This window comes from Simplicispira hankyongi (assembly GCF_003570885.1).
Classification (GTDB): Bacteria; Pseudomonadota; Gammaproteobacteria; order Burkholderiales; family Burkholderiaceae_C; genus Simplicispira; species Simplicispira hankyongi.
The window spans coordinates 673,245-685,233 of record NZ_QXJC01000003.1 but is presented as its reverse complement, the minus strand read 5'-3'; the positions used below and the strand labels follow the sequence as shown (position 1 = coordinate 685,233).

10 protein-coding genes are annotated in these 11,989 nt (G+C 63.3%); 7 read left to right on the top strand and 3 right to left on the bottom strand.

Annotated elements, in window-relative coordinates; all coding sequences use genetic code 11:
• Positions 1–52 precede the first annotated feature (52 nt).
• Positions 53–1,714: a methyl-accepting chemotaxis protein gene (locus tag D3F03_RS09865; protein WP_119109187.1), complete on the top strand. Its 1,662-nt coding sequence runs from the start codon at positions 53–55 to the stop codon at positions 1,712–1,714.
• On the opposite strand, the gene D3F03_RS09860 is transcribed toward D3F03_RS09865, so the two are convergent.
• Genes D3F03_RS09860 through ilvA form a run of 3 tightly spaced genes read right to left on the bottom strand, consistent with a single transcriptional unit; the run spans position 1,602 to position 4,768 of the window.
• Positions 1,602–2,297: a histidine phosphatase family protein gene (locus D3F03_RS09860; RefSeq protein WP_245960565.1), complete on the bottom strand. Its 696-nt coding sequence runs from the start codon at positions 2,295–2,297 to the stop codon at positions 1,602–1,604. The two genes, D3F03_RS09865 and D3F03_RS09860, sit on opposite strands and share 113 nt — an antisense overlap.
• Before the next feature lie 2 nt (positions 2,298–2,299).
• Entirely contained in the window at positions 2,300–3,145 is an 846-nt protein-coding gene (locus tag D3F03_RS09855; protein WP_119109186.1) for an adenosylcobinamide-GDP ribazoletransferase, read from the bottom strand.
• A 51-nt stretch (positions 3,146–3,196) separates the two neighbouring features.
• Positions 3,197–4,768, bottom strand: a complete 1,572-nt coding sequence (gene ilvA / locus D3F03_RS09850) for a threonine ammonia-lyase, biosynthetic (RefSeq protein WP_119109185.1) — start codon at positions 4,766–4,768, stop codon at positions 3,197–3,199.
• Between the two features lie 298 nt (positions 4,769–5,066).
• Here ilvA and D3F03_RS09845 point away from each other — a divergent pair, with 298 nt between their 5' ends.
• The 6 genes from D3F03_RS09845 (at position 5,067) to D3F03_RS09820 (ending at position 11,858) form a co-directional block, all read left to right on the top strand.
• Positions 5,067–5,516: an OsmC family protein gene (locus D3F03_RS09845; RefSeq protein WP_119109184.1), complete on the top strand. Its 450-nt coding sequence runs from the start codon at positions 5,067–5,069 to the stop codon at positions 5,514–5,516.
• Positions 5,517–5,883: 367 nt separating this feature from the next.
• Positions 5,884–6,807, top strand: coding sequence for a porin (locus D3F03_RS09840; protein ID WP_119109183.1), 924 nt, complete (start codon positions 5,884–5,886; stop codon positions 6,805–6,807).
• A gap of 292 nt (positions 6,808–7,099) precedes the next feature.
• The gene (locus D3F03_RS09835) at positions 7,100–8,080 is read left to right on the top strand and encodes an ABC transporter permease (protein ID WP_119109182.1); all 981 of its coding nucleotides are present in this window, start codon (positions 7,100–7,102) and stop codon (positions 8,078–8,080) included.
• A complete protein-coding gene (locus D3F03_RS09830) occupies positions 8,080–9,300 on the top strand; it encodes a M20 aminoacylase family protein (RefSeq protein ID WP_119109181.1) in 1,221 nt (406 codons plus the stop codon). The genes D3F03_RS09835 and D3F03_RS09830 overlap by 1 nt, the downstream gene beginning before the upstream one ends.
• Before the next feature lie 34 nt (positions 9,301–9,334).
• A complete protein-coding gene (locus tag D3F03_RS09825) occupies positions 9,335–10,915 on the top strand; it encodes an ABC transporter substrate-binding protein (protein ID WP_119109180.1) in 1,581 nt (526 codons plus the stop codon).
• A gap of 31 nt (positions 10,916–10,946) precedes the next feature.
• Positions 10,947–11,858, top strand: coding sequence for an ABC transporter permease (locus D3F03_RS09820; RefSeq protein ID WP_119109179.1), 912 nt, complete (start codon positions 10,947–10,949; stop codon positions 11,856–11,858).
• The last annotated feature ends 131 nt before the right edge of the window (positions 11,859–11,989 follow it).

Here is an 11,989-nt window from a genome sequence, read left to right as displayed (position 1 = left end):
GAGATTTGGCTATGCTGCAAGTGTCAAAAGTTGTAAATAGACCAGAGGCTTCATGAGCACACTTGCCGGCAAAACGCTCTCTATCCGTACGCGCCTGTATTTCGCCACGGCTTTTTCGTTGCTGCTGCTGGTAGCGGTGGGCGCCTTGGCTTATGTGGGGCTGGAACGCACGCGTGACACGGTGGCCATGCTCTTTGACCAGCATGTGCAGACGCTGACGGATATTTCCGAGTTGCGGACCACGCTGGGCGATGTGCGGCGGGTTGAAAAAGACATCATCCTCAACTTCAACAACGCCGTGGAGGTAGCCGCCCAGCGCGAACTCTGGACCAAATCCATGAATACGCTGCGCAGCGAACTGGGCAAGGTACGCGAGCACAAGGCGGGGGACGCAGATTTCACAGGCGCCATCGACAAAACGCTTGCCGAAATCAAGCAATATGACGAGGGCGTTTCCCCCGTGTTCACACAAATCGAAGCCGCCCAGCTCGATGGTGCGGGGGGCGCGGCGTATGCCGAAAAGTTCAAGGGCCACATGGAGATCAGCGACCAACTGCTCTCCGGCCTGGCGACGCAGGCGAGAACGCGCATGGATGAGGCGCGTGCAGCGGTCGATGCGCGCGCCTCCCTGTTGGCGATTGCTGTTGCCGTGGCGGTGCTGCTGGCCTTGGCCATTGTGCTGCCCTTGACCATTTTCACGCTGCGCTCCATTACCGCCTCGCTGGCACAAGCCCGCGCGCTGGCCGAGCGGATTGCCGCCGGCGACCTCTCCGACGACGAGGCGCCGCGCAGCCTGGACGAGTTGGGCCAACTGGTACTGACCATGGGACGCATGCAGGAGTCCTTGCGCACGCTGGTGCGCCAGGTGCAGGATGCAGCCGGCAACATCTCGACCGCCAGCGCCGAGATCGCCACCGGCAACCTCGACCTGAGCCAGCGCACCGAGCAGACAGCAGCCAACCTGGAGGAGGTCGCCGCGTCGATGGACATGCTCACTGGCACCGTGCAGCACAACGCGGAATCGTCCCGCAGCGCCAGCGCTTCGGCGGGTGAGGCTGGCGCCGTGGCGGGCCGGGGCGGCGAAGTGGTCGGGCAGGTGGTCAGCACCATGGAGCAGATCAGCACCAGCTCGCGCAAGATCGCCGACATCACCGGTGTCATCGACGGCATTGCTTTTCAGACCAATATTCTGGCGCTCAATGCTGCCGTCGAAGCGGCGCGGGCCGGGGAACAGGGGCGCGGCTTTGCCGTGGTGGCCAGCGAAGTGCGCAGCCTCGCGGGCCGCAGCGCCGACGCGGCCAAGGAAATCAAGTCGCTTATCGGCGCCTCGGTCGAGCGTGTGGAAGATGGCGCGCGCCTCGTGGGCCAGGCCGGCCAGACCATGACCGAGATCGTTGGCAGCGTGCGCCGTGTCTCGGATGTCATTAGCGAGATCAGTGCGTCGGCCGCCGAAGAGCGCGACAACATCGAGCAGATCGGCCAGGCCGTGCGCCATCTGGACCAGATGACGCAGCAGAACGCGGCGCTGGTCGAACAATCGGCCGCTGCTGCGCAGTCGCTGCGCGAGCAGGCGGCTGCGCTCTCGCGCGCGGCAGCGCAGTTCAAACTGGGCCAGGGGGCGCCATCGGTGCCGATGGCGTCTGCTCCTGTGCAGCACCCTGCGCCGGACGGGTATGCGCTTCCTGAGGGCGGTGCACCGCTGCGCTTGGGCTGAACGGGAGCGGGTACAGCGCCCAGGCACCCGGCGCAGGCGCGTGCACCGGCCAGTGGGCAGAGCAGGGCGGATTGCCCCTTTGCGCACGCTCGCCCAGTAGCCACTGCACGCAGCGTGCCACGCCGGCGTGCGCGATCCACACCACGTCGCTCCCCGTCTCGCTGGCCATGGTGCTGTCTTCTTGCAAGGCTGCGCCGACGCGCGCCAGCATGTCGATGAGCCGCTCGCCACCGCCAGGCGCATAGGTCGCAAGCTGGGCCGCCCAGGTGTCGAGCTCGGCGCGCGGCAGCGTTGCCCAGGCCAGCCCTTCCCAGGCGCCAAAATTCAGTTCGCGCAGGCGGGCGTCAGATTTAAGGGTGAAATCAGGCCTTAGCGCATATGCTGCTTGCGCAAGCAGCTCACATCTTCGTAGCGTCGAATGTCGCAGTACCGATCTGTGCAGCAATGTGCGTGGCAGCGCGCTTGCCAGCCGTTCGGCGCAGCGCGCCGTCGCTTCCAGCTCGACCGGCAGATCGAGTTGGCCGTAGCAGATGCCCGGCGGCGCCAGCACTGGCGCATGGCGCACCAGCCACAATTGGGGCACGTTCAGCCGCCCGTCCTGAGCCCCACGGGGCCCAGGGCCAGTGCCGCACCGAGATAAAACGCAATTTCGGCCACTTGCTGTACGGCGCCCAGGCAGTCGCCCGTAAAGCCCTGCAGCCGCAGCAAAAACCAGCGTGTCAGCAAAGCGGTGCAGGCACCGCTGAGCAGCAGCGCCAGGAGCACGAACAGCACCCCTTCGCCAAGGGCGATGACGATTAGCGGAGCCACGCACCAGGCCATGGCTACCGTGAGTTGCACAAGGGTGATGCTGTCTGCCAGCGGTTTCGCTTTGGATCGCGCGCTGTCGCCGATGTAGGGCAGCCCCCGCACCAGCAGCAGCGGGAAAAATCGGGAAACCACATGGGCGCCGGCCAGCGCCGCCAGCGCAGGCGAGAGGCCGCGTTGGCCGAGCAAGGCCAGCAAGCCCGTTTTGGCCAGCAGCGCCAAGACGAGCGCCATGGCGCCGAAAGCACCGATGCGCGAATCTTTCATGATGTCGAGTGCGCGCTCACGCTCCTGGCTGCCGCCGAGACCATCCGCCACATCGGCCAGGCCGTCTTCATGAAAGCCCCCGGTGAGCAGCACGGTGGCGGCCGTGCTCAGCGCCGCGGCCACCCAGGGCGTGGCGGGCGCGGCGCTGAGCCCCAGGTAGAGCAGGGCATAGACGGTGCAGGCGCAGGCGCCGACGACCCAGCCGACGCCTGGGAAATGGGCGCTGGAGGCGCGCAGCATCTCCGGGCTGAACCCCACCCACGCCGCCAGCCGGCCGGTGACCGGAATGCGGGTGAAAAACTGCAGCGCCAGCAGGTAGTGGCGCAGTGCCTGCTGCGCCCGTTCTTCAGAATTCATAGCTGCTCGCGCTTGTGGGATATGCGGAAGAAGCCCATTTGATTCGAAGTTTCAGTTGCCACCGTGGCCCGACTGCAGGAACAGGCGGTAGGCCGGGTTGAGCGTTTCTTCCACGTAGGGGTATCCCAAGGTAGCCAGGAATGCCTCGAACGCCTGCGCATCGCTGGCCGGCACTTGCAAACCCACCAGAATGCGGCCGTAGTCGGCGCCCTGGTTGCGGTAGTGGAACAGCGAGATGTTCCAGCTCGGCTGCATCAGGCTCAGGAACTTCAGCAGCGCGCCGGGCCGCTCGGGGAAGACGAAGCGCAGCAGCCGCTCGTCTTGCGCCAGGGCGGAGTGGCCCCCGACCAGATGGCGCAAATGCTCCTTGGCCAATTCGTCGTGCGTCAAATCCAGCGCTTCAAAACCATGGCGAGCGAAGCTCTTCGCCAGCTTCGCCGACTCGCCCCGTCCGTGGGTCGCAATGCCGACGAACACATGGGCGCGCGCCGCATCGCTGATGCGGTAGTTGAACTCGGTGACGTTGCGCGGCCCGCCAGGCAGTTCGCCAATCACCTCGCAAAAACGCCGGAAGCTCCCGCGCGCTTCGGGGATGGTGACGGCCAGCAGGGCCTCGCGCTCCTCGCCCACCTCGGCGCGCTCGGCGACAAAGCGCAGGCGGTCGAAGTTCATGTTGGCGCCGCACAGAATGGCGGCGTAGGTTTCGCCGCGGGTCTTGTGGCTTGCCACATACTGCTTGATGGCGGCTACAGCCAGCGCGCCGGCGGGCTCCACGATGCTGCGGGTATCAACGAACACATCCTTGATGGCGGCGCAGACCGCATCGGTGTCCACGGTCATGAACTCGTCCACCAAGCCGCGTGCAATGCGGAAGGTCTCCTCGCCGACGAGCTTGACGGCCGTGCCATCCGAGAACAGCCCGACGTCGGGCAGAGTGATGCGCTTGCCCGCCGCCACCGACTGCATCATGGCGTCCGAGTCGTTCATCTGCACGCCAATGACTTTGACGTCCGGCCGCACGGCCTTGATGTAGTTCGCCACGCCGCTAATCAAGCCGCCGCCGCCGATAGCGACAAACACCGCATCCAGTCGCTGGGTGCCGAGTTTTTGCACCTGGCGCAGGATTTCCATGGCCACCGTACCCTGGCCGGCAATCACGTCCGGGTCGTCAAACGGGTGGACGAATGTCAGTCCCTGGTCGCGCTGCAGTGCCGCAGCGTGGTCGTAGGCGTCGGAATAGCTGTCGCCATGCAGCACCACTTCGCCGCCCAGGGCGCGCACGGCATCGATCTTCACCTCGGGCGTGGTGGTGGGCATGACGATCACGGCGCGCGTGCCCAGCTTGTGCGCGCTCATGGCCACGCCCTGGGCGTGGTTGCCGGCGGAGGCGCAAATCACGCCGCGCTGCAGATCCTCGGGCGAGAGGTGCGCCATCTTGTTGTAGGCACCGCGCAGCTTGAAGCTGAACACCGGCTGCTGGTCCTCGCGCTTGAGCAGCACCTTGTTGTGCAGCCGCTGGCTGAGCGCGCGCGCCAGATCCAGGTTGGATTCGATGGCCACGTCATAGACGCGTGCGTTCAGAATTCTGGTGAGGTAATCGTGGGGCGTAAGAGGATCGATCATGTCGCGCTGCAAGTGACCCGGCGCGGCCAATGCCGACGCGGGGCGGTCATCATAGGCGCCACTCCAAGCAGCCGGCCGGAGCGACAGGCAAAAAAAAGCCCCTGGCCGCAAAGCCGGGGGCTTAATCCATCCGTTTTGAGGAGATGGAGGAGACAAACGGTGCCAGGCGCTGTGACAGGATTGCTGTCTGCGGTGCCTCGCATGGTTGCAGTGTAGCGCTTTGCTTGTTGCAATGCAGCAAGTAGCCTGCGAATTTTTTAGAATGTTGCCTCCAAAGCACATGCGCACAAGGACACCGATGGAATGCACAGTCAGTTGGACGGGGGCCGCAGGCACCCGTTCGGGTATGGGGTTTGTCGCCGAAACCGGCAGCGGGCACGTGATTGCCATGGATGGCGCGCCCGACACGGTCAAGCCGGAAATGGGTGGTCAGAACCTCGCGCCGCGCCCGATGGAGACCGTGCTGGCAGGCACTGGAGGCTGCACCGCCTACGACGTGGTGCTGATCCTGCGCCGAGGCCGCCACGATGTGCGCGGCTGCAGCGTGCACCTCACAACCGAGCGAGCCGCAGCCGATCCCAAGGTGTTCACCCGTATTCACATGCATTTCACGGTGTCGGGCAAAGACCTGCCAGACACCGCCGTGGAGCGCGCCATTGCGCTCAGCCACGAAAAATACTGCTCGGCCAGCATCATGCTGGGCAAGACGGCGCAGATCACCACCAGTTTTGAAGTGTTGGAGGGCTGAGGGCTGAGGGCAGAGCGGCGGAACCGGAACCGGGGGCGGCTGGAGATTGCCGGCCCTCGCCCCATAGAGGGTGATTTGGCACATTCTTTGCGTATAGATACAAAATAATGGGAACTTGTGCGCTCAACTTGGTCCTTCTGGTGCCGATGGTGGTGTCTGGACGCAGGCTGTTGCAGCAGGACAACGAATTGCCACTTTGCGGCTGTTGGACCGTGAATTCCTTTGCGAAACCTGCCCGCCTCTGGTGCAATAGCAGCAACTTCCCCACCAGGAGGTTGGCCCGGGGAACCGGCGGGACTGTGCAGGTGCCACAACACCCAAGACCCCCCGTACCGGCGCCCTATGTTTAACCTTGGAGTAACTCGCAATGAAAAAATCCCTGATTGCCCTGGCCGTGCTGGCTGCTTCCGGCGCCGCCATGGCTCAGTCTTCGGTCACCATGTACGGCGTGGCTGATTTGTCTTTGGCTAAGGCCAGCGGCGTGTCGGCTCAAATGAGCGGCAACGGCCTGATGAACAACGGCAACAGCCGTCTGGGCGTGCGCGGCGTTGAAGATCTGGGCGGTGGCCTGAAGGCTTCCTTCAACTTCGAACAAGGCATCAACGCTGAATCCGGCGCTACCGATGCTGCTACCTACCAACGTGCTGCATGGCTGGCTCTGTCGGGTGGCTTTGGCCGCTTCCAAATGGGCCGTACGCTGAACCCCAGCTTCTACGGCGTGGCTGCTTGGGAACTGACTGGCACGGCCAACTACTCGGTAGTGGGCAACCAGTTCGGCTTCACGGGTGAAGGCCCACGTACCAACAGCGTGTTCCAGTACACCACCCCCAACATGGGCGGTTTCAGCGGCACGATCGGTTACACCGCAAAGCCTGACAACAGCGGCAATGCCAAGACCGACCTGAACCTGATCTACGCGAACGGCCCGATCGCTGCTGCTCTGTCGTACAACAAGACCAACACCCTGAAGAGCAACGTAGCTCTGGGTGGTTCGTATGACTTCGGTATGTTCAAGTTGGCCGGCTCGCTCCAGGACGACAAGCAAATCAATGCCAAGGGCTTCACCCTGGGTGGCACGGTTCCTGTCGGCCCTGTGGCTCTGACGCTGGACATCGCTCGCCAAACCAACAGCGGCTTCAAGAACACCGACGTTCTGCTGGAAGCCAAGTACGCTCTGTCCAAGCGCACCTTCACGTACGCAACCTACTACAAAGATGGTGCTGATGATGCCGGCAACTACAAGACCGGCGCCAAGAACACCTTTGGCCTGGGCGTTCGCCACAACTTCTGATGACGCGCTGGCGTGAGCCAGCTTTGCATCGCAAGAATCAAAGCCGCAAACCTTCGGGTTTGCGGCTTTTTTTATGTGCGCCCAGCATGGGCGTGCTCTTGCCGATGGAATCGACCAATGTCTGCTACGTTGTTTTGACCCGACGCCACCCAGGCAAAGCACGGCAAGCCACGGAAACCTCGCTATCCTGACGGCATGACGCAGATCCTTTGCAGCGGGCCTAGTGGGTCAGTGGGCCTCCATCGCAGAGGTGTGACAGACGGCGCCATGGCGGCAGGAGCTTGACGCGGGAATGTTGGCCTTCATTTTTCGCCGTCTGATGCAGGCCGTGGTCGTACTGGTCGCGGTGGCCTTCATTTCTTTTTTGCTGTTCCAGTACGTGGGCGACCCGGTGGTGTTCCTGCTGGGGCAGGACGCCAAGCCGGACCAGATTCGCGAGTTGCGCGCCTCACTCGGCTTGGACAGGCCTTTTTTTGTGCAGTTCTGGCATTTTCTGGTGCACGCCGCCCAGGGGGAGTTTGGCTTGAGCCTGCGCCAGGGCGCCAAGGTCTCACGGCTGATCGCCGAGCGCTTTCCGGCCACCTTGGAGCTGTCGTTGGTCGCTGCCGTCCTGGCCTTGGTGGCAGGGGTGCCCATGGGCGTCTATGCGGCGCTGCGGCGCGGCAGCTTTCTCAGCCAGGTGTTCATGGGGCTGTCTCTGCTGGGGGTGTCGCTGCCTACCTTTCTGATCGGCATTTTGCTGATTCTGGTGTTTTCGGTGCTGCTAGGCTGGTTCCCCAGCTTTGGCCGCGGCAACGTGGTCCAACTGGGCTGGTGGAGCAGCGGTTTGCTGACGCGTGACGGCTGGCACCACATCGTGTTGCCCGCGATCACCCTGGCGATTTTCCAGCTCACGCTCATCATGCGGCTGGTGCGTGCCGAAATGCTGGAAGTGCTGCGGACCGACTACATCAAGTTTGCCCGGGCGCGGGGCCTGTCGGACCGCGCGATTCATTTCGGCCACGCGCTCAAAAATACCTTGGTACCGGTGATGACCATCACCGGGCTGCAGCTCGGTGGCCTCATTGCTTTTGCCATCATCACGGAAACCGTGTTTCAGTGGCCTGGCATGGGCCTGCTGTTCATCCAGGCCGTCACGTTTGCCGACATTCCCGTGATGGCGGCCTATCTGTGTCTGATCGCCTTGATTTTCGTGGTGATCAATCTGGTGGTTGATCTGCTGTATTTTGTTGTTGACCCCCGCCTGCGTGCTGGGGGCTTGGGAGCTCGCTGATGTTGTCTTCTCACCGCCTCAAGGCGGGCGGCCGCGCGTTTGCACAGATTGCGCAGTTTCACCCCGAACTGACCGCGCTGCGCCGCGATTTGCATGCACATCCCGAACTGGGTTTTGAAGAGGTGTATACCGGTTCGCGCGTCAAGGAAGCGCTCAAGGTCTGCGGCGTGGACGAGATTCACGATGGCATTGGTCGCACAGGCATCGTTGCCGTGGTGCACGGGCGCAGCACGGCGAGCGGCGCCATGGTGGGGCTGCGGGCCGACATGGATGCCCTGCCGATGACGGAGCACAACGACTTCACCTGGAAGTCCTGCAAACAGGGCCTGATGCATGGCTGCGGCCACGACGGCCATACCGCCATGCTGGTCGGCGCGGCGCGTTACCTGGCCGCGACGCGCGATTTCGATGGCACGGCGGTCCTGATCTTTCAGCCGGGCGAAGAAGGCATGGCTGGTGCGCGCGTGATGATGGAAGACGGATTGTTCGATCGGTTTCCTGTGCAGTCCATCTACGCCATGCACAACTGGCCGGCAATGAAGCCGGGCACCGTGGGCCTGAATGACGGGGCGATGATGGCAGCGGCCGATCGCATCACCATTCACATCACCGGACGCGGTGGCCATGGGGCGCATCCCTACCAGACAGTGGACGTGGTGCTGGTGGCCGCGCATCTGATCACCGCCGTGCAAAGTATCGTCTCGCGCAACGTGCGGCCCATCGACAGTGCTGTCGTAAGCCTGTGCGCGATGCAGGCGGGCGACCTTGCCGCTTTCAGCGTGTTGCCCGGAAGCGCGACGCTGGTGGGCACGGTGCGCACATTCGACCACGAAGTGCAAGCCTTGGTTGAAAGACGCCTGCACGAGCTGTGCAGTGCTGTAGGGCTGGCGTTCAGTGCCACGATTGCACTGGATTACCAGCGCATTTACCCTGCCACCATCAACTCCGAAGCCGAGGCGCAGTTTGCTGGTGATGTGGCCGTGGCCCTGCTGGGCGCGGAAAACGTGGTGCGCGACCTCGAGCCCAGCATGGGTGCCGAGGATTTTTCCTTCATGCTCCAGACCAAGCCTGGCGCCTATCTGCGCATTGGTCAGGGTATGGGGGCGAGCGGTGTCGCACTGCACAACAACCGCTACGACTTCAACGACGATATCCTGTCGCTGGGCGCCGCCTTGCACGCTAGCCTGATCGAGCGCGCCATGCCCTTGCCTGTTGCATGAGGACGCCCTCCCTCTTTCACCCCAGGAGACCTAAATGAAAAAGACGAGACAACTGGTTGCCACTGCCCTGTTCGCTGCCCTGTCTGCCGCCACGCTGGTGGGACAGGCGCAAACCATCCGCATCGCCAACCAGGGAGACGCGCTCTCCATGGACCCGCATTCGCTCAATGAGTCGCTGCAACTGAGCACGGACAGCAACGTCTACGAACCGCTGGTCGGCCGCAACAAGGATCTCAGCCTTGCACCGGCACTGGCCACGGCCTGGAAGCAGACGGCGCCCACGGTCTGGCGTTTTGAACTGCGCAAGGGTGTGCAGTTCCACGACGGCACGCCCTTCACCGCCGACGACGTGGTGTTCAGCTTCGCCCGCATGAAGGGCGAGGGCTCGGACATGAAAGCCACGAATAGCGACGTCAAAGAAGTGCGCAAGGTTGACGACCACACGGTGGACATAGAGACGTTCGCGCCCCAGCCGATCCTGCCGGATGTGATTACGACCTCTTACATCATGAGCAAAAAATGGTGTGAGGACAACCAGGCGGTCAAGCCGGTGGATCGCCGCAAGGGGATCGAAAACGCAGCCTCTTTCCGCGCCAACGGCACCGGGCCATTCCGCCTGCGCGAGCGCCAGCCCGGTGTGCGCACCGTGTTCACGCGCAACGGTACTTATTGGGGCAAGATTGAGGGCAACGCCCAGGAAATCATCTTTACGCCCATTGGGAACGATTCCACGCGCGTCGCCGCGCTGCTGTCGGGCGAAGTGGATGTGATGGAGCCGATTCCCGTACAGGACATCGAGCGCGTCAACCGCAACCCAGGCACACGCGCCGTCACAGGCCCCGAGCTTCGCACCGTCTTCCTCGGCATGGACCAGAAGCGCGATGAACTGCTGTATTCCAGCGTCAAGGGCAAGAATCCGTTCAAGGACAAGCGCGTGCGCCAGGCGTTCTACCAGGCGATTGACATTGACGGCATCAAGAAGAACGTGATGCGGGGCGCATCCAACCCGTCGGCCTTGATGGTCGGCCCCGGTATCAATGGGTTCGACCCCAGTGTCAAGCGTCTGCCCTACGACCCCGACGCCGCCAAGAAACTGATGGCCGAAGCCGGCTATCCCGACGGCTTCGAGGTCTCCATGAACTGTCCGAATGACCGCTACGTGAACGACAGCAAAATCTGCCAGGCGGTGGCGGCGAATCTGGCGCGCATCAATGTCAAGATCAAGCTGCTGGCTGAAACCAAGGGGACCTACTTTCCCAAGGTGCTGCGTAGGGACACCAGTTTCTACATGCTGGGCTGGACGCCCACGACCTACGACGCGCTCAACGCTCTCAATGCCTTGATGGTCTGTGTGGACGAGAACGGCGCGGGGCAATTCAACCTGGGTGCCTATTGCAACCCCAAGGTGGACGAACTGGCGCACAAAATCCAGGTCGAAACCGACAAGACCAAGCGCAACGCCATGATCAAGGAAGCCTTTGCCCTGCATACCGCCGACATTGGCCACCTGCCGCTGCACCAGCAGGCGCTGGCATGGGGCGTCAGCAAGAAGGTCAAGCTCGTGCAATTGGCCGACAACTTCATGCCGTTCAAATGGATGAGCATCGAAAAGTGAGCCCCCGACACGCCACAAGGATGGCCTGCGCATGAGGGCCATCGTGCGGCGCGCCTGGGACAGCGACCTGGCGCACAGCCTGCGCAGCTCGCCGGTTGCCATGGCGGCAGCGGTGGTGGTACTCGTCTGTGTGCTGGCCTCGCTGTTTGCTGGACAGATCGCGCCGCACAACCCGTTTGATCTTGCGAGCCTGGAGCTGGGTGATTCGCGCCTGCCGCCCGCCTGGAGCGAGCTCGGCTCGCGCAAATACCTGTTGGGCACGGACGACCAGGGCCGGGATATCCTGTCCGCGGTCATGTACGGCGCGCGTATCTCACTCATCGTCGGTGTTGCCTCGGTGGTGTTGTCGGTGCTGGTCGGCGTGACGCTGGGGCTGGTCGCGGGCTACCTAGGCGGCTGGGTTGACGGCCTGCTGATGCGCTTGTGCGATGTGATGCTCTCGTTTCCGGCCATTCTGGTAGCGCTGCTGATCGCCGGGGTTGGGCGGGCGATGTTTCCGGATGCAGACGAGTCACTCGCCTTTGGTGTGCTCATCCTGTCGATTTCGCTGACCGGCTGGGTGCAGTACGCACGCACCGTGCGTGGCTCCACGCTGGTCGAACGCAGCAAGGAATACGTGCAGGCGGCGCGTGTCACCGGTGTGCCGCCGCTGCGCATCATGCGCCGGCATGTGCTGCCCAACGTCATGGGTCCGGTGATGGTGCTGGCCACCATCCAGGTCGCCACCGCCATCATTACCGAGGCAACACTGTCGTTCCTGGGTGTCGGGGCGCCCGTGACCTCGCCGTCGCTGGGCACCTTGATTCGCGTGGGCAACGACTACCTTTTCTCCGGCGAATGGTGGATCACCGTCTTCCCCGGCCTCATGCTGGTGCTGATTGCGCTGTCGGTGAACCTGCTGGGCGACTGGCTGCGCGATGCACTCAACCCAAGGTTGCAATGACCCCCCTGTGTCGCTTCGCTCCATCCCCCCCAAGGGGGGACACAGCCAGCGCGGCGGGGCGGCCCTTGCGCGGTTTCAATGAAACCCCCTGTGTCGCTTCGCTCCATCCCCCCAAGGGGGGCGCAGCCAGC

What these genes read in the sequence shown, in the direction of transcription:
- ilvA (WP_119109185.1), bottom strand. Translation starts at nt 4,768, where the DNA reads ATGATCGATCCTCTTACGCCCCACGATTACCTCACCAGAATTCTGAAC.
- D3F03_RS09835 (WP_119109182.1), top strand. Translation starts at nt 7,100, where the DNA reads ATGTTGGCCTTCATTTTTCGCCGTCTGATGCAGGCCGTGGTCGTACTG.
- D3F03_RS09820 (WP_119109179.1), top strand. Translation starts at nt 10,947, where the DNA reads ATGAGGGCCATCGTGCGGCGCGCCTGGGACAGCGACCTGGCGCACAGC.
- D3F03_RS09840 (WP_119109183.1), top strand. Translation starts at nt 5,884, where the DNA reads ATGAAAAAATCCCTGATTGCCCTGGCCGTGCTGGCTGCTTCCGGCGCC.
- D3F03_RS09865 (WP_119109187.1), top strand. Translation starts at nt 53, where the DNA reads ATGAGCACACTTGCCGGCAAAACGCTCTCTATCCGTACGCGCCTGTAT.
- D3F03_RS09845 (WP_119109184.1), top strand. Translation starts at nt 5,067, where the DNA reads ATGGAATGCACAGTCAGTTGGACGGGGGCCGCAGGCACCCGTTCGGGT.
- D3F03_RS09830 (WP_119109181.1), top strand. Translation starts at nt 8,080, where the DNA reads ATGTTGTCTTCTCACCGCCTCAAGGCGGGCGGCCGCGCGTTTGCACAG.
- D3F03_RS09855 (WP_119109186.1), bottom strand. Translation starts at nt 3,145, where the DNA reads ATGAATTCTGAAGAACGGGCGCAGCAGGCACTGCGCCACTACCTGCTG.
- D3F03_RS09825 (WP_119109180.1), top strand. Translation starts at nt 9,335, where the DNA reads ATGAAAAAGACGAGACAACTGGTTGCCACTGCCCTGTTCGCTGCCCTG.